This window comes from Candidatus Seribacter sulfatis, assembly GCF_964187635.1.
Classification (GTDB): domain Bacteria; phylum Verrucomicrobiota; class Verrucomicrobiia; order Opitutales; family Seribacteraceae; genus Seribacter; species Seribacter sulfatis.
On sequence record NZ_CAXLMO010000015.1, the window covers coordinates 1 to 17,835 of the forward strand.

At 41.4% G+C, this 17,835-nt stretch carries 17 protein-coding genes and 1 tRNA gene; 4 read left to right on the forward strand and 14 right to left on the reverse strand.

All coding sequences use genetic code 11. The features are described from left to right. The 3 genes from ACKPQ5_RS01850 to ACKPQ5_RS01860 form a co-directional block, all read right to left on the reverse strand. On the reverse strand, positions 1 to 277 hold a 277-nt coding region (locus ACKPQ5_RS01850; protein WP_407677391.1), incomplete at its 3' end, for a c-type cytochrome domain-containing protein. A gap of 61 nt (positions 278 to 338) precedes the next feature. Beyond that, positions 339 to 1,661 (reverse strand): hypothetical protein, encoded by a 1,323-nt coding sequence (locus ACKPQ5_RS01855; RefSeq protein ID WP_407677392.1) that lies wholly within the window; start codon positions 1,659 to 1,661, stop codon positions 339 to 341. Positions 1,662 to 1,665: 4 nt separating this feature from the next. Continuing rightward, positions 1,666 to 2,091 carry a DUF423 domain-containing protein gene (locus ACKPQ5_RS01860; RefSeq protein ID WP_407677393.1) on the reverse strand — a complete coding sequence of 142 codons (426 nt, stop codon included), beginning with the start codon at positions 2,089 to 2,091 and terminating at the stop codon, positions 1,666 to 1,668. Between the two features lie 46 nt (positions 2,092 to 2,137). On the opposite strand from ACKPQ5_RS01860, the gene ACKPQ5_RS01865 reads away from it, so the two are divergent. Continuing rightward, the gene (locus ACKPQ5_RS01865; RefSeq protein ID WP_407677394.1) at positions 2,138 to 2,488 is read left to right on the forward strand and encodes a cupin domain-containing protein; all 351 of its coding nucleotides are present in this window, start codon (positions 2,138 to 2,140) and stop codon (positions 2,486 to 2,488) included. A 4-nt stretch (positions 2,489 to 2,492) separates the two neighbouring features. Here ACKPQ5_RS01865 and ACKPQ5_RS01870 read toward each other — a convergent pair whose 3' ends face one another. Continuing rightward, positions 2,493 to 2,843, reverse strand: coding sequence for a DUF3147 family protein (locus ACKPQ5_RS01870; protein ID WP_407677395.1), 351 nt, complete (start codon positions 2,841 to 2,843; stop codon positions 2,493 to 2,495). Between the two features lie 369 nt (positions 2,844 to 3,212). Here ACKPQ5_RS01870 and ACKPQ5_RS01875 point away from each other — a divergent pair, with 369 nt between their 5' ends. Further along, positions 3,213 to 3,968 (forward strand): hypothetical protein, encoded by a 756-nt coding sequence (locus ACKPQ5_RS01875; RefSeq protein ID WP_407677396.1) that lies wholly within the window; start codon positions 3,213 to 3,215, stop codon positions 3,966 to 3,968. A gap of 429 nt (positions 3,969 to 4,397) precedes the next feature. On the opposite strand, the gene hflC is transcribed toward ACKPQ5_RS01875, so the two are convergent. The 5 genes from hflC to ACKPQ5_RS01900 all read right to left on the reverse strand — a co-directional run bounded on the left by hflC (position 4,398) and on the right by ACKPQ5_RS01900 (position 9,207). Then, on the reverse strand, positions 4,398 to 5,351 hold the full coding sequence (gene hflC, locus ACKPQ5_RS01880; RefSeq protein ID WP_407677397.1) for a protease modulator HflC: 954 nt from the start codon (positions 5,349 to 5,351) through the stop codon (positions 4,398 to 4,400). A gap of 2 nt (positions 5,352 to 5,353) precedes the next feature. After that, on the reverse strand, positions 5,354 to 6,331 hold the full coding sequence (gene hflK / locus ACKPQ5_RS01885; protein WP_407677398.1) for an FtsH protease activity modulator HflK: 978 nt from the start codon (positions 6,329 to 6,331) through the stop codon (positions 5,354 to 5,356). A gap of 71 nt (positions 6,332 to 6,402) precedes the next feature. Then, positions 6,403 to 6,840, reverse strand: a complete 438-nt coding sequence (locus ACKPQ5_RS01890) for a CC0125/CC1285 family lipoprotein (protein ID WP_407677399.1) — start codon at positions 6,838 to 6,840, stop codon at positions 6,403 to 6,405. A gap of 42 nt (positions 6,841 to 6,882) precedes the next feature. Further along, positions 6,883 to 8,715 (reverse strand): translational GTPase TypA, encoded by a 1,833-nt coding sequence (gene typA, locus ACKPQ5_RS01895; protein ID WP_407677400.1) that lies wholly within the window; start codon positions 8,713 to 8,715, stop codon positions 6,883 to 6,885. A gap of 415 nt (positions 8,716 to 9,130) precedes the next feature. Continuing rightward, positions 9,131 to 9,207 (reverse strand) — tRNA-Arg (locus ACKPQ5_RS01900). A gap of 207 nt (positions 9,208 to 9,414) precedes the next feature. On the opposite strand from ACKPQ5_RS01900, the gene ACKPQ5_RS01905 reads away from it, so the two are divergent. Further along, positions 9,415 to 9,861 (forward strand): superoxide dismutase [Ni], encoded by a 447-nt coding sequence (locus tag ACKPQ5_RS01905; protein WP_407677401.1) that lies wholly within the window; start codon positions 9,415 to 9,417, stop codon positions 9,859 to 9,861. 11 nt (positions 9,862 to 9,872) lie between these two features. After that, positions 9,873 to 10,460: a DUF4339 domain-containing protein gene (locus ACKPQ5_RS01910; RefSeq protein ID WP_407677402.1), complete on the forward strand. Its 588-nt coding sequence runs from the start codon at positions 9,873 to 9,875 to the stop codon at positions 10,458 to 10,460. Positions 10,461 to 10,486: 26 nt separating this feature from the next. Here the strand turns inward: ACKPQ5_RS01910 and ACKPQ5_RS01915 are convergent, their stop codons facing one another. The 5 genes from ACKPQ5_RS01915 to ACKPQ5_RS01935 form a co-directional block, all read right to left on the reverse strand. Then, positions 10,487 to 11,272 (reverse strand): TIGR00282 family metallophosphoesterase, encoded by a 786-nt coding sequence (locus tag ACKPQ5_RS01915; protein ID WP_407677403.1) that lies wholly within the window; start codon positions 11,270 to 11,272, stop codon positions 10,487 to 10,489. Further along, positions 11,269 to 13,578, reverse strand: a complete 2,310-nt coding sequence (locus tag ACKPQ5_RS01920; protein WP_407677404.1) for an FG-GAP repeat domain-containing protein — start codon at positions 13,576 to 13,578, stop codon at positions 11,269 to 11,271. The genes ACKPQ5_RS01915 and ACKPQ5_RS01920 overlap by 4 nt, the downstream gene beginning before the upstream one ends. Next, entirely contained in the window at positions 13,575 to 15,311 is a 1,737-nt protein-coding gene (locus tag ACKPQ5_RS01925) for a hypothetical protein (protein WP_407677405.1), read from the reverse strand. The genes ACKPQ5_RS01920 and ACKPQ5_RS01925 overlap by 4 nt, the downstream gene beginning before the upstream one ends. 7 nt (positions 15,312 to 15,318) lie before the next feature. Continuing rightward, positions 15,319 to 16,242 (reverse strand): S1C family serine protease, encoded by a 924-nt coding sequence (locus ACKPQ5_RS01930; protein ID WP_407677406.1) that lies wholly within the window; start codon positions 16,240 to 16,242, stop codon positions 15,319 to 15,321. 201 nt (positions 16,243 to 16,443) lie between these two features. After that, a complete protein-coding gene (locus ACKPQ5_RS01935) occupies positions 16,444 to 17,721 on the reverse strand; it encodes a hypothetical protein (RefSeq protein ID WP_407677407.1) in 1,278 nt (425 codons plus the stop codon). Positions 17,722 to 17,835 lie beyond the last annotated feature (114 nt).

Sequence of the window (17,835 nt, forward strand, 5' to 3'; positions counted from 1 at the left end):
CAGGAGGCATTCTATCATCCAAATCCGTAGAAACCACCCGATGGAGAATCTCACTTTCTTCCAAGTCATTAGGGACGATGGCTGGAAACCCAGATTTCCCTCCCTTGTAGGCAAATTCAGCAAAGTCTAATCGTAAACCGCCCTGTGGATCATCCAACCCGTGACAGGCAAAACAATGTTCAGATAAGATCGGACGGATTTGCCGATTAAAGTCAATTTTTGCCGACAGCAAGGAGGCAAAGAATAGGAAAACAAACCAACTTTGTTTAAAGTTCATCAATATACGATGTCTCGGGAAGCTAAATTATTTCCAAAAAAACATGAGGGAAGAAATAAACTTATTTAGGAGAAGAACCAGGAGGACCGCCTCTTGGACGACGACTACCCCCGTCACCCGGATTTCCATTCTGCTGAGGCTGACCACTTGCTTCCGCTTCCTTCTGCTGTGCAACCCGTTCAGCAACTCTTTTTACTTCAGTAACTGTTTTTTCCTTCCGCTCCTCATTTACAATTGCTTCCGCCCAGGTCATAGCAATCTCAGGATCCTTACGAACCACCTCGCGAACAAATCTTTGAATGGGTTCATCCATTAGTTCGCCGGATGGAAATTGATTCAGCCAATCAGCGGTGGCTGTCGGGTCCTTCCGTGCCCACTGGGTTACTACCTCCTCCATACTTTCGGACCGTGCCTCTCCCTCGGGCATATTGGCAACCCACTGGGCTGCATCGACAGGGTTTTTACGGGCCCAAATCTCGGCCACATCTTCACTCACAGCAGCCTTGACTTGATTTTCCTCCATGTTATCAACCCACTCGACTGCACGTCCGAGATCCTCACGGGCAATCTTTTCCCCAATTTCCCGGTACGCGAAATTTTGCAAAGATCCTTCCGGCAAGTTTTCCGCCCAGGTCATGGAAATATCCTCTCCTTTTTTCCAAGTCTGCTCAAATAAAATAGATGCGGCACGACCGCGAACCCGACCGTAGGGTAATTCAGACATTAAATCCGTGGCACCGACTAAATTATTTTCTGCCATTCCACTTATTATTCCCACAAAATAAGGGTTTTCACTCCCTTCCCCACCGTCAAAGTTCTCCCTTGCCCATGCAATTGCCTCATCTGAATTCTTTCTGGCCCATGAGTCCATAATTGAACCAGACCCAATCCTTTGCTCAAAACCATCCAAACTTTTTACCCATTTCATCGCACCCTGTGGATTAACCTGTGCCCAGCTATATGTAAGCAGTCTCAATTCGCTGAAACGACTCGGTCCTTCGGGGAGTTTGTCATACGCTTCTATGGCACTGGCAATATTATCCTCGGTCGGGTTTTTAAGCAGCTCGGCAAATGCCTGCATTCGAACAACAGGGTTTCCGGATGCCAGTCGTTCAGCAATCGAATCTCGTGATTCGGTCTCAACTTCTTGATCGGGAACAATATTGTTCTCCTGAACTGGACCTTCATTGGAAACCGAAGCCTTTCCTATTTTTGAAGAGGTGCCCGGTACTGAAGTATCCGGTTTTGTAGTCGTCTTGTTCGGATTAGTCACTTCAGATCGATTTACAGATAAACGATCGCTTTCCATTTTCTGACTCAGTCCATACCAATAAGAAATTGCTATGGTAAAAAGCCATACAAATGCGAGTAGTAGTTTATTCATAATTCTAATTTTGCCCGGTTTTGTGAGTAGATATGATTCTGAAAACGGAAAGCACCGAAATCAAGCTCCAAGCGAGAAAAAAACAGATTCCACCGATTGGGGTTAAGCCGGAAAATTCGGAATATCCTCCTATAATTCGAAAATAGATTGGGAATGAAAAAAGAAAAATTCCAAGAACTAAAAATATTGCCGATACCACAAGTAAAACCGGACGAGTTCCACTCGAGACCATAAAAAGCACCAGCAGTATCAAAAAGAGAGCATGAAACAGTTGAAAGTGGGTGGCATAATTAAAAGAAAATCGATCCCGAGGTGATGCAACAAACAAATCCTCTAAACCATGCGCTCCCCATGCACTGAGAAGAACTGAAGTGCCGCCCAGCAGTCCCCCCAAGAAGAGGAAGAACCATAACCAATTATTACCTTTCATATTATTTCCATTCGCTCAATGCTAACAATGATCTTAACTAAAGCATATGAACGAAGTAAAGAACTACAAAGTTGCAGACTTTTCTGCAATCCCATCACAACCTTGCCCGTGTGGAGAAACAAAAAGAGCATTTCTAGATGATCCCGAACAAACCGCTTCTATTCACATCGTGACTATTTCCGAAAAGAGCAGAATGCATTACCATAAAAAAATGACTGAAATTTATTATGTTTTGGAGGGGAATGGAATTTTGGAAATCGATCACGAGAAAATAAAACTTAAAAAAGGAATCTCTGTTTTGATTAAGCCTGGATGCCGGCACCGGGCAATTGGCAATCTAACTTTGATCAATGTGCCCATTCCCGCGTTTGATATACACGACGAATGGTTTGATTAATTGGCTAAAGATTCATCCCCAACCTGGCTAGCAGCTTTGTCATCACCAAATAAAGAATAACCGTTAACAAAATTCCACATCCCAGGGACAAATAAAAGGATATCCCTTTTTTCATCATCCATGGCATAACCAAAAACATGGGAAGGGAGGGAAGGACATACCAAAAAGTTCCTTCTGCATGCGTGATCAATTTTTGTGCATCCTTGGTTTCCTGAAAAATCCATATCATTCCAAGAACGGAGATTAACGGAAGGGAAGCAATTAAACTTCCGAGTAAAGGGAGTCGTTTGGAAATCTCAGACACAATCACGATAATCAACGCGGTGATTGCTATTTTAATGATGTACCAAGCCATATGAAATAATGTAGAATGGAATTAGAATTATCCAAGAAAAAAACCATGTGGGGAAAAAGGAAAGAACAATTTTACAAAAAAGGATTCCTTTGAAATAAAAAACGGTTATTTATTCATTATTATAAAGTAATTCCGAGACTAGTATTCTACCCGGTTTGAATCCTAATAGAACCTAATTTTAAAAAATTCGGTAGACGATGTATTTTTTTCTTAATGTATGCTAATAGCATCGTATTCTTTAATGATTCATATTATGATTTCTATTTTGAAGAGTTAACGATTGGCGTCGATCTGTAGTGGAATTCTTCTTTATTTTTTTAGTTGATGGGTACTTATTTTTTTAATTTATTTTTAATTCTAGCATCTCAAATGGCCGTACTATCCGTCTGTGACGGAAGAACGGAGAATGTATCTGCCAGGCTATTTTCGGATGAATTAATCAATACACCTACAAGTGAAGAATTTCGAAATCGCTTTGAATTTGATAAACTTAATCTTTTTCTCTCCGACCGCCTATCCTTTTGGAGTGACTTAGGATTTGCTGAGCTCAATTCCCCCGAGGATGGTTTTGCCTACCTGCCATTTGCAAATGGAGTTAGAAATATCAGTCGGATAAAAACAGTCCGCCCCCCGAACACAGAGGAGATGCAACTCAATCACCCCTTATCCACAAGAAAAGACAAAACAGCCAAATGGTTAGTTTCGATGTGGCAACCTGAAGAAGTTTTTCCAATCCAATTGGAAGAAAAAGAAGCCCTTCAAACAATCTCAATTTTACCCGGTATTAACTTGAGCTTCGAACAACCGGCAAATCGTTTCAATCACTCTGTTTTCTCATGGGAGAACTCTAAGTGTTTAAAGGAAATAAAAGATGAGGAATATTTAATTCCTAATGCCCTTTTAGACGCGATAGTAAAAAGTAACTTTGAACTTTTTTTCCAACAAACCAAGATCGTCGATGAAGAACTTCATGCAATTTACCTAAAGGTATTACACACAATACCCCAACATAATGTCGTCAGGGCAACATCACTTAGCATGACTAATTTAAGCACTTATCTTTTAATAGGGGGTTTGATTTGTATTTTTATAACTAGATATACTAAAAACAGTTACTCCGATTGAGCCCAACCTTCTAATGAGCGGGCACAATCAAGTAGAGATAGACGAAATCACAAAAAAACCAGACCAAAATAGAACGAATTGGTAGTTCACCTTCGAGAGGAAAGAAGGATTTCGAATGAGGGCCGTCTATCGGCACTGAAAAAAGTTACCTTACAGCTCGATACCTTCGTTCTGAGTTCTGTAATGTACCCTTTCAACTCACTATATGTATTACCAAACAAACCGATCGATATTTCAAGTTCTGCTAAAAGGTACAACCAATGCCCCACCGTCAGTCCAAATCAACACCAGTTGAAAAATAAATAACTTCCCCTTAATTCACATTCCAAAGTTCGTGACAGTAATAAGGATTTACCTTTAATTTAAACGGACGAAGTAAAGGCTTATGTAATCGAAGCTATAACAATGGAGCGGATCTAATTATTTATCTTAATTACCGCTATCCAAGGTTTTAAATAATTTGAAAAGCGGATTTTTGGTAGTGATAAATAAAGAAATATCAGAATTTAAAACTTCTTTGTAAGTATCTAAGGTTTTAATAAAACTGTAAAATTCAACCGCACCTGGGCTTTTATTATAAGATTCAGCATAAATTGCAGATGCATTCGCATCCGCCTCACCATAAATTTGCTCTACACTTCTGTATGCCTCAGACTCAATCTCTGCGAGATCTTTTTCTTTCTTACCCATGATCTTTGCTGCCTCACCGGCACCTTCTGAACGAAACCGATCTGCGATTTGGTTTCTTTCACTCACCATGCGCTCGTAGATACGACGACGTACGGTTTCGTTATAGTTTATTCTCTTGAAACGAACATCTAATAATTCAATCCCAAATCCTTGAAGTTTAGCAGCCGCTTTTTCTAAAATTTGTTGCTCCACTAATTCGCGACCTATTTTGATTGGGTAAAGCACACCGACCTTACCAACCCCTTGGACCAAAGACTCATCAATTCTAGCCTTACGATCTTTATCGGTACGAACAATTTCAATTAGCTCGTGTTTTGCCACCGCATTTCTGATTTCACTTCCGAGAATATCATCCAAGCGAGACAGTGCACTCCGTTCATCGCGCAAGCGAAGAAAATATTGCATTGGATCATTAATTCTCCAACGAGCAAAAGTATCTATAATCAAATAAGTTTTATCTTTGGTCGACATTTCATTGGAAGGTCCATCCCAAGGTAAAAAACGTTTTTCAATTCGGTTGATTTCTTGAATAAATGGCACCTTCCAGTGCAAACCTGCTTCCGTCTGTGGATCACCAATCGGTTTGCCAAATTGAGTGATTATGACTTGGTCGGTTTCTTCGACAACATACGAACAAACATATACTGCCCAGAATAAAAGAATGATTGGAATAAGTGCTAATTGTAATTTCATCTTTAAAGTTCTCCTTTTGATCCAGCATCCAATTTAAGAAATGGTAAAACTTGGGAAGCATCTTCATCTAAAATTATTTTCTTTCCCATTTGCGGAATCACTTCCTTCATCGTTTCCAAATAAAGTCTAGTCCGAGTAACTTCGGGTGCTTTTTCGTATTCTTCAAAACGATAGTTAAAACGAGCTACATCCCCCATTGCCTCATTTACCCGCTTCAATGCATAACCTTCCGCTGCCTGTATTTTTTGATCGGCTACTCCACGGGAACGGGGAATTTCTTTATTATATTCTCCGTTGGCTTCGTTAATCATACGCTCGCGCTCCTGTTGAGCTTGATTCACCTCGTTAAAAGATGCTTGAACGGGAGGTGGAGGATTTACATTCTGGAGTTGTATTTGGTCAATACTAATTCCTAATTCATATTTTTTTACCAGTTTAGCTAGTCGTTCACGTGCCTCTTCCTCAATCTCCTGCCGGCCAATGGTAATGACTTCATCCACAGTTCGATCCCCTACTACTGTTCTCATAACCGATTCTGAAATATGGCGAAGAGTTCCCTCAGGATCGAGGACTTTAAATAAGTAAAGTTCTGGGTCATTGATCCGATACTGGACAATCCATTCAACCACTGCTGCATTTAAATCGCCCGTCATCATACTTTTTTCAATATCACGGGCACGACGATCAGCGAACTGGGTAGGATTCGTTCCACCTGGAGTACTAAAGCCATATTCTTGTTTTAACTGGCGGCGTACTGGCAGTACATAAACCCGTTCTAAACCGAAAGGTAATTTGTAGCTAAGCCCGGGTTCAACAGTTTTAAGGTACTTACCAAATCTCAAAACTACTCCCTGCGACTCTGCAGGAACTGTATAAATTGAAGTAATCAAAGCGACTAGTACTCCGATAATTATAACGACCCAAATAATAATTCCTTTACGGAAAAAATCAGGGATGCGAATTTCTGTTGGTTGAGACATAAGGTATTTATAACATAGACTTTACACTAAAGGGTCAATCAATGATGTGAGAATTTCTCCGAAAACCAATGCTATTGATTCTTGGTTAAGTTATACTTTCGCCTGAGGGAACGAACAATAGCTTCTGCTTCGTAAGCAAAACCAGAAACTGGTTCTTTCGAAGTAAGGCGAATCGTCTTAGTCACAAAAGCAAGATCATCCACGAAAGGGCCTTCATGAATTTGATGACGGTCAAAAGGATAACTAGAAGGAAAACTTCGAAATGAACTCCCAGATTCTGAGTCAACTACTTGGAAAAATTTATTACCTTGTGATAAGGTTACTTCCGCACACCGCAAAAGACATAAATCACCCGTCATCGGAGCAGTGCCACCCTGAAAAGTAACTCGGTATAAACCTTTCTCTAAAGCAGTTTCAGAGTAATAAGATGGATTGTAAATACTCCCTACTCCACAACCGACAACCCCACAAAGGAACGAAAGAAGTAAAAGGTTATGAACTAATCTCACACTATATATCCTAATTCAGGTTGGAATATAGGACAAGCAGACTTAAGAACTTGTTTTCTTGGACTCTCGCTTACGAAGATTGAAATCGAGAATTCTCTTGCGTAGTCTAATATTTTGGGGAGTCACTTCTACTAATTCATCTGGTGCAATATATTCAATGGCACGCTCCAATGAAAACTTGATCGCGGGCGTCAAAGCTTCTGTTCTATCGCTGCCAGCCGCTCTGTGATTGGTTACATGTTTTGCCTTGGTCGGATTAACCGGAAGGTCCTCAGTCCTTGGGTTTTCTCCCACGACCATCCCTTCATACACTTCCTCACCTGCCCCAACGAATAATTTACCCCGAGTTTCAATATTACGAAGGGCGTAAGTATTCGCCTCCCCTTTTTCCATCGAAACTAGTGTGCCTGTTCTTCGAGTTCGAATATCTCCCGAATCCGGACGATATTCCTTAAATAAATGCGACATTATCCCTTCTCCACTAGTCAGGTTCAAGAGTTCGAATTCAAAACCAATCAAGCCTCGTGTGGGAATAGTGGCTTGCAAGGTAGTTCGACCTTTGTTGGCAGACATCGATTCAACCTGTCCCTTACGATTGGCAAGAGATTGCATGCAACCCCCTACCGCTTCATCCGGTACTTCCAGGTACAGGGTCTCAAAAGGTTCGTGCGAGCGACCATCGATCATTTTTTTAATGACAGTGGGTCGGCTAACCAAAATCTCAAAGCCTTCTCTTCTCATTTCCTCGACCACCACCGCAACCTGCATTGCACCACGTGCATTGACCTTAAAATCAGCAGATCCGTCCATATCTTCCAGTTTAATCGAAATATTGGTGCGGGCTTCTCTCAGTAATCGATCCCGAATTTCACGAGAGGTTACGCGGTCACCTTCCCGTCCTGCCATCGGTCCATCATTCACAGAAAAGGACATCATCACGGTAGGTGGGTCGATTTCTACAAAAGGAATAAGTTCGACTTCTGGGTCACACGAAAGAGTTTCTCCGATATCCACTTCTTCAAAGCCCGATAAGCCGATAATATTTCCCGCCACGCCTTCCGCTGAGTCATTAGTAGATAAAGCAGAATATTCAAAAATTTTCGAAACCTTCGATCTTTCCGGAGAGGCATCAGATCGCAAGCGCCAAACTGAATCTCCGATTTTCGCAGTTCCAGAGATTACTTTACCCACCGCAATTCTGCCTACATAATCAGACCAATCGACATTAGAAACAAGCATTTTAAAACCATCGCCTTCTTCAATTGTGGGGGGAGGAATCTTGTCTGCCAAAACTTCAAATAAAGGTGTCATTCCATCCTGTTCGTCTCCTAACTCTCTTACCGCATAACCATCCTTCGCACTGCCAAAAAGAAAAGGAGCATTGAACTGATCATCACTCGCTTCTAATTCAAGAAAAAGCTCGAGGACTAGGTCCTGCATTTCCTTAGGTCGGGCATTGGGCCGGTCCACCTTATTAATAAACACAACTGGATTTAAACCAGCAGCGAGTGCTTTTTGTAGTACAAAACGAGTTTGTGCCTGCGGGCCCTCATAAGCATCCACTACGAGCATTACTCCATCTACCATTTTCATTACACGCTCCACCTCACCACCAAAATCAGCGTGGCCTGGTGTATCTACAATATTGATTAGAAATTCATTCCATTGAACCGATGTATTTTTCGCCTTAATCGTAATACCACGTTCTTTTTCCTGATCCATCGAATCCATGGCACGTTCTTCCACGACTTGATTATCGCGAAAAGCTCCGGATTGCCTCAGCATTTGGTCGACTAAAGTCGTTTTTCCATGGTCGACGTGAGCAATAATTGCGATGTTTCGGATCTTGTCTGAAGTAATTGATGGTGCACTCATGAGTGCGAAGGGTCTAGACTCTTCCTTGGCATCTGGCAAGCGAAGGTTTTACTCAAAACTGAGAGTTTTTAAATTAAATATAATCTTTCGTTTTGAAATTTCTGATTACAGAACGAAAACTGAACAAATAGTGAGAGGCTACAATGAGTATATCCCAATGATAAAAACTGCGAGTACAGTCACTACGAATCCAACCGTTAAGCCGATGAATAAATGGGAAGCATCACTTGATACTTTATCATAAGATTTTGTTTCTGGCATATTTGATTTCTCCTCAATAATTGATGTTTAATACAATGTTTGCATAGAACATGCCAATTCGTTGAAAAGAAACTTTTTGTTTCAGAAAAAAATTATAATTCAAATAAAATGAATTTTATTCATTACTTTGATGTACTTAACAGCAAATACAAAGTGGCGCGGGAACTGGGATTCGAACCCAGGACCCTCGGTTTAGAAGACCGATGCTCTATCCAGCTGAGCTACTCCCGCACACTAATTAAGCACACAAAGATGCTTAAATATGAATTAGCTTATACTTCAAAATTCGATAAATTCGCAAGTTCAAAGACTTCATTTTTTCTTCGATCGACTTAAATACTGAAATAAATTGAATAATAGTAGTTAGTTTTGCTTGGCAGAACCCAAGCCTGGTATTTTGATGTTTAATTTTAATAATACTAAAACCCACAATAAACTATGAAGAAACTAAATTTCTCTCTTTTACTATTTTTCTCCGCAATTACTTCTCATTATGTGCGAGGGCATTGCCAAGTACCTTGTGGAATTTATGGTGATCAAAATCGTTTTGAACAAATGCTCGAGGATCAATCGACTATTGAGAAGGCATCAAAGGTAATCAATGAGCTTTCCGGAAAAAAAGATCCTCAATCTCAGAATCAGTTAACCCGTTGGATTACGACTAAGGAGGCACACGCAACTGCCATACAGAATACAATTGCGGATTATTTTATGGCTCAGCGGATTAAGGCTTCCGATCCGAAATATCAAGAAAAGTTAAGCAAGGCACATTCGGTAATAGTAGCGGCAATGAAATGTAAACAAACAATTGATCCGCAGTCTTCAGCTTCACTTAAAGCATCTATCTTATCTTTTCATAAAGCCTACGAAGGAAAAAAGAAGTAGAGTAAAACACAATGAATCCCTCCCTTACTTTATATGTCACCTCCAATGGGGTGGACCATGGTCCCTTGTCTTTAGAAGAGGCTGCAAAAAGAGTAGGTAGTGGAGAATTCAAACCCGACGACCTTTCTTGGCATCAGGGAGTATCCGGATGGGTACCGTTAAAACAACTTCCCGAGTGGTCACAAATAAATAAAACTCCCCTACCCTCGTTGGCTCCTGAGAAGGATAATATTGAGGATGGTTCTGCACTTAAAAATATCACCAACCATGCAAGTCCGGCTAACTCGAAAAAGATCAATCCAAGGAGTAGCCCAGCTAAAAGCGTAATTTCCTCGTCTCAGTCTTTTGAAGAAAAAAAGGGCGGAAAGGCAGGAATGGGAATAGTGGGAAAGCTGATGGTTTTAGTTGCTATTCTTGTATTTCTATCGACCCTAAGTGTGGTCGGGTTTCTGGTTTACAAAAACTTGGACCGATTTATTCCACCAACAGATGTAGAAAAGATTCAACAGGACAGCGTGAAACCGAGCGAATCGGAAAAGGAAGAAAAAAGTAACTTAATTAGTGAACCAGATCCTTTTGCTGCGCCGCAGGATGAATAATTTCCAGACCGCAAAAAGCTCGGTACTTAAATTACAACCCGGTAATTAACGATTTCAATTGAACGGGGAAATCCGCGGTCCATATCCAGTTCTACCAAGCAACCCTGCATCCCAACATCGCCATCTGCGACTGGACACTTCCTGGGCATTCCATCTATAAACCTTCCGAGGCACGCCTCAATATCTCGGCCCAAGACCGATTCTCTTGGCCCAGTCATTCCTATATCAGATTGATAAGCAGTACCCCCTTTTAAAATTCTTCCATCCGCGGTCGGAACATGAGTATGGGTACCAAAGACTAGACTTACTTTTCCATCGAGGTGCCATCCCATTGCTTCTTTTTCGGAAGTCGTTTCGGCATGAATTTCAACAATGATTGCATCTGTATCGGCCTTCATTTCTTCGACCAAGCGACCTGCCGTTTGGAAAGGACAACTGACTTTTGGTCCCATAAAGGTTCTACCCAGTACGGTGAACAAACCAATCCGTTGATTATTAACAGAAATAACGAGTCGATCCCGACCTGGATTAGAAGAAGGTAAATTTGCCGGACGACAAACTCTATCTAATTGATCGATCTCGCGATTAAAATTCATTTGATCCCAAACATGATCTCCAAGTGTGATTGCATTTACCCCCGATCCAAGAATTTCCGTTGCGGTCTTTGCTGTGATGCCTGCACCACCCGCCGCATTTTCACCGTTGGCAATGATAAGATCAATTTGATTGTCTTTTTTATATCCGGCCAACTGATCATTCAAAAATTTCCTCCCCGGCCTTCCAACAATATCTCCTAAAATAAGAATTTTCAATTTCCAGCTTCCTTGCTTTGATAATAACATAGAAAACGATCGTGAACTAAGAGAACCAGATCATCTCGCCCGTCTCCATCCAAGTCCGCAATCAATCCATCACGGGGCTCGTTCACACCCCCCTTTTTACCGCGATAGTGAAGGTCTTTTTCGAAAACCTGAAAGTGAAGCACGCTCTCCCAATCTTTTTCTTTCTCGGAAAAAGACAAAAACTCGAGCACATTCTTCCTACCGTCCATACATAACAAGTCGAGGTTTCCATCATTATTAAAATCTCCCCAATCTACTCCGCCATGAATAATTTTAGGAAGATCGGTCAGATAACGCGAATGAACCTCCAAGTGACATTCCTGATTCGATAGTGATTGCCCAATTACATCAATCCCACTTGTACTTAATGAGTAAAAACCTTTTTTATTTTTTGATGGGAATGAATAGACAACCAAAGGGGAACGTGTTTCCTCCTCAATTTCTTCAGACTTTTCAAAAACTCCATCTGATAGTCTCTTTAAAATTACCCAATTTTTACCAGAATAATAAGCCAATTCCTTTTCCCCGTCCCCGTCGATATCATGTAAAATTGGGCACGCAAGTTCAGCCTTTGGATCAACTGAGTTGAATTGTTCGATCACTTGCAGATTTCCGTCCCTCCACTTGAGTGCACGTACCATGCCCTCGCCGGCAACAAGCAATTCAGGAGATTGATCGCCATTGACCTCCCCACTGCCTATATGAGAACGATTTTTTCCAAAAAGCACACTCTTACGAATGGCTGAATCCATTCCCACTAATTCAAGCTTACCCTTCCCGTTATTGAGCAGAAGTTGACCCGCTTCTCGATCGGACAATAATACCAGGTCGATGTGATCATCTTCGTTTAAATAACAGGGAAAGATAGCGGATGGTTCGCGTTTCCATTCATCCAATTCAATCTCCGACGAGACTTGATAATCCTTTCCATTTTCCTTTGACCATATTTGTAGAACAAAATCTGATCTTTTCTCGACCACGATCAAAATCTCATCACGATCATTTCCATCTAGGTCAGCACAGTGGGAGAGAATTGCATCGCCGTCCACGGAGAGAGGAACGGGAAAAGAAAATCTTTTGTTATCTGTGAATTCTGAGAGTCCGACAATTTTCTCTTCCGGACTCAAAATAAGAAGCCCTGGATTTTTGGTGGAAGAAAACCGGCAGGCCGAGAGTGAGCTAATTCCCTTAAGGGAAGGATTTTTTTGAGGTAAACCAAACTGCTCGTTTGTGCCACCGGGTAAAAAAAGGAATTCACCGAGTTTGGGCGAAGCTGCAATCAGGTCGACATTCCCATCAGAATTAAAATCTTCCATCACCCAGGCGGCTTTTTTTTCATCTCCGGGAAAAAGGTCATGACTCACCGCACCATAATCAGACAAGTCAGCCTCGCCCTCTTGTGGGCTAATCGAAAAGACGGTGACCTCACTGGACGTCCGGTCGATACCCACGAATTTAGATTCTTTATTCCCTTGGACATGCTCGACTGGATTAAAGGAAAGAAGAGAAAGATCAAAAGAATGCTCGGGGCCATAGCCGTCCTTTACTCCGTAGCGCACACGAATGGACCTGTCCTTTGTGGGGTCTAAGTAAAGCCAGTCATCCACTCCATCGTGGTCGAAGTCGGCCAAATGCAGTCCGCGTGCACTTTTACTTCCTTCCCGAAAAAGTTTTGAAGGGTATTTTGGTTCGCCTTTTTTAAAATTAATGACTTCAAGTCCCGGTTCAGTGAAAAGATAAAGTGTAGAACGACCTGGCTCTTTTCCGTTTTTAATCTTGATCGAAAACATACCAGAACGGAGCTTTCCAGATTCTACCTCATAGGGATCTTCCCACTTTAAATTTTCGGTACGGAAATAAACTTGCACACCGTTTTCAGGACTACCCTGGATCACATCTAGTAGACCATCCCCATTGAGATCACCTACTGCCAATACAGTTATTTTTTCAGGTACAAAAATATATTCCTTTTTATAAGGAGCATCCTCCAGGTCGGGATTCCAACGATCCGCCTGAACTGGGCTAACTCGGGGAGGAGTTTTTCCGTTCGCAGTACGGTAGAGAATTTCAATTCGCGAACGGTCTAGATTAAAAAAGAGGAGGTCGTTAAGACCGTCCGCATTCAAATCCTCACAAAGAAAAGTCCGTGCATTCCAGCTGGCCTTAATTACCTCCGGAGAAGAGAGGCGAAAAGAAACCGCCCCGACATTAGTGAATGCAAAAAAGAAAAGAAATGCACAGGTACATCCCCTCATTGAAACGGATAAGAAATTCATTGGCCAGTTTTGGGATATAATTTTCCTTTCCCTACTATTCCCCGCTGAATATTCTTCGACCAAGCGAGCAGGAAGTAAGGAAAACTGGGGAAATCACTTGATTTGAGTTCGATTTCTTCTTCAGATTCAAGGGTAGTTGTAGCCACCGAAGATAAAAAACTTACCAATTTTTCAAGGTCGACGAAGTCTAACTGATTCAAATCATCAGGCAAATCCACTATTGCTTGTTTGATTTCTTTTTTCTTCCATAAAGAATTTCCCTTACCTTGCAATCGGTTAATAACTTGATTGAGTTGATTGTTCTGTCCAAACGCCAGCAATAACCATTTTTCAGTAACTGCATAGCTCAGCGAACTTCCGCTCTCTTCCAATCCACGAAGTTTCCTTATGGTGACTCCCTTATGCACACGCTCCGAAAAAAGATCATTACCCGGAGCGACTGAATCAATCATCGTCCGCAAAGATCGGTCAAACAATTTTGGATCAGTAAGAGAAATTCCAAAAAAATCACTACTCTTTCCAAAGTCCTCAATCGATTCAATCTTGGCGGGCAGAAGAGAAAAGCTAAACGCTTCGTCTCCGAGTGTTCCCAGAACATCACGCCGAAAAGCCACTCCCGCTTTTTCCTCAAATGCCTGTATCTGTGAATTGACGAGGAGCAAGAGTTGAGGACTGAGTCCGGTAATTATTTCTTCTATTGTTGGCCAAATCCGTGCGAAGTCGTATCTAACCGAGGTGGCAGTAAATGCCTGCGTGGGAAAAAACTCGTACTGAACCGCTTCCTTTTTTTCCTCGTTTTGAACGAAAGAAAAAATTCCTTCGTATTTACTAAAAAAAGCAGCAGTCGACAGAACTAAATTTTTGTCAGTCGGCTCTATTTGCATACCAAGGCATTCCATTGAATCGAGCCCCATGGCAGAAATCAACTTGGATGTGGTCACTCCAAAGGGGTTTTCCGGAATTTGCATGTCCGGAACAGATTCCGCTTCTTCAATTAATCCCTGGAGTTGTTCAAAATCAATAAACATTCGGGCTGCCCCGCGGTCGATCTCATCAAATAAATCCAAGTAATTATCATTTTTCTCCATAGATGCAGACGGCGATTTCCCGGTGACTCTGAGGAGAGAATCCCTGACATGATCTTCTCCACCAAGGAAAACTCCAAGAGTTTGATCAATCAGAACTACTGCAAAGCTTTGCTTTTTTTCTTTCCCATTATCGGGCCCAATCCAATAAACCTCTTCACCCGCGATTGTTTCTCTTTCCCAAGAAAAACTTCCGTCCGAAGATGTCACTTCTTTTTTCATCCATTTCAAGGTGCCTTCCCACTTTTTTTGAGTGAAATCAGTTTCAACGAGCAGTGTCATCTCCGGGATTTCCTTGGATAATAATTTCTCGAGGTTACCCACTGCCAGAATTGCACCGCCTGACATTGAATCAACCCACTCCTCCATTCGCTCAAACATAAACCCGACTTTTTCCGAACTATTTGCGGAATCACTTTGCATTTTATTCTCGGTCCATTCCCACATTTTCTTCCATGCCTTGGATTCTGAAAACTCTCCGAGTGGACCAGATTCAATCGATTTTCCCAATCCATTCCAGTCATCCACCTCCAAAAGAAAAACGGTATTTTCGGGAAGCATGTGCAACAGTCCGGATTCCGCTTTTGAATGCAGACAAAAAAGTACGCAGTGAATAGAAATTAGAAGGGAGCGAATCGAGGTATTCATAATAAAATCATTGAGGTGGGGAAACATAACGGAATCCGGCATTGGGATTCCGGGGGTCAAATGCAAAGGCGTCACGGTTTTCCAGAAAAGTCTTTAATTGGCGGACCGGAATTGAAAATCCAAGTCCTTCCGCCCCACTGCTTACCACTTTCATATTGTTCACCCCGACAACCTGTCCGCGATAATTAAATAAGGGACCACCTGAATTCCCCGGGCTAATTTCAGCAGTTGTTTGCACATGCAGACGAGACTGGATAATACGATTCCTTAAACTTACAATTCCCTCCGAGACACTGCGTTCCAATCCGAGTGGACTTCCGATTGCAAATACTCTCTCTCCCTGCTTGAGATCATTCGAATTCCCCAGTGGTACGGTCGGAAAAGTTTTTCGACCGGATTGGCCCTCAATTTTCAACAGAGCGAGATCAATGTTACCACCAGTCGCCACGATCCTTACATTATCATAATTTTCTTTGATTAATTCATTTTTTCCTTTTCGAAACCGAGTGATCGAAATTATTCGCTCCCCTGCAACCACATGATCATTAGTTACCACATACCCATCCGGATGAACAATGAAACCAGAGCCCAACCCGACCGGAGTTCGAATCATTACCACCGCTTCCCCAAGTCTTTCAACTAACGCACCCAACGGTTGAACTGAAGCTCGGGGATTTTGCCTATACAGATGATTTCCTGCTCCTGAAACCTGCTGGCTCTCTTCAGAAAGATTGCGGGTAACTTGTAAACATTCCCTTGCTGGAATTTTAATCAAGTCAAAGCCCAAGTCTACAATCCAGTAATCAGCATTTTCCTTAATTAATTCCCCAGAAATTGAACTTCCATTTTGTAATTCAACCTTGATTTTCTCAGCGGTACAGAAAAACGTAAAAATGAACAGATGGGTCAGAAAGAATATATATTTTCTCATACTAGATATGCAATATTGAGTGCTCAATTATAAAGCTTGAGATTAGTCTACCAAACATAATTTTAAATACTGTGACCTTTTCCATCAAGCAATCGCTGCAATTAAAAGAGAAAAACCAGGGCGGATAGATAATACTTCAAGAATTCGCCACTCTTTCTCTTCTCCAAGATAAGCATCAATACTGCAGAATGGCACAATCAATTAATTAGGATAATGAAAACTGGCCTGTGAACAATTTCCAAAGTTTGCCCCGTGTAACGCCTTTGGTTTTGCGCCCTCTAATTCGGTATCAAGAATCATCAAACGCATTTTCCCTTTAGAAGATCGTTCCGTATAAATAATATGCCTTCCATCATTTAACCAAACCGATTGTAGTCCATGGCTCACTCCTTTGGTCAGTTGTCTACTTTTTCTAGAATTAAAACTGTATTCAAATATTTGAAACCCACCCCCCACTGCTGCTGTAAAACTAATTTTGGAGGAATCGATGGGATTCCAAGAAGCTTCGGTACAATGAGAACTCACATTAGTTGAGATCCGAGTGAGGGAACCTGTGGAAAGAGAGAGTTCATATAGTTGAGGTTTTCCTCGGCTATCTGATGTCACAATCATACGGCGCCCGTCCGAAGACCAGCAAGGTCCGGATTCATTACTCTTATTCTTGGTCAATCTTTTTGGCTTTGATCCAGGATTAGGTGCAATCCAAACCTCCGGGTTACCGGTGCTCGAGAGAATCAATGCAACTTGCGAGTTTTTAGGGTTTTGTACCGCACTTAAATTACTGCCACGATAATTCGCAATTGTACGAATTTTTCGAGATTCCAAATCAAGATAAAAAATATTGTTAAACAACTGACGATTACTGGTAAAAAAAATGCCTTGCCCTTTATTACCCCAACTCGCGTTAAAAGTAATTTTTTTAAAATTAGTATTAGGTCGACTCGTAGACATCAGCGCATTGGAAACAAATATTTCCTTATATCCAGATAAGTTGGATAAATAAGAAATTTTTCCGGCAAAAAAGCCTGGGGTTTTTAATAAAAGGTTTACCACCTTATCACATCCTCTAAGTAAAGCATCATCGATTGAATCTCCCCCTGAAGCTAAAGTTTTCATTATTCTCGGAGGACTGCCGGACTGAATGGTAATGCCAACTTGATTCCCTCCTTTTGCCGAAAATGTAATACTGTATTGACTTTCTTTTGGATGACTTAACCGAAACCCACCATGCAAAGAAAAGGCTTTTTGGATGAGCGGAACCAAGGTGGAAGAGGTCGATCCGAGATCGACTGCTATTTGCTTCCGAGCGAGATCTGATTCGATACCGGGAAGGAGTATCTTGTTTCCACTCTGTGCAGACAAAGAAGAAGATGTGCAAACCATCGCACTCAACATTAAAATTACCAAAGAAGAAAAAGAAGTTCTTCGCAAATTATTTATCCAATCATCCATATCCACATTCATGATTCTATGATTCAATAAAATTCTTACTCTCAGCAAGTTCAAAAGAGTATTTTGACTATAATTTTGATTGTGAGAAAGAATAAATGCTCACTTTTAAATAACTTTTCATTTACTCGAACAAACACTTAC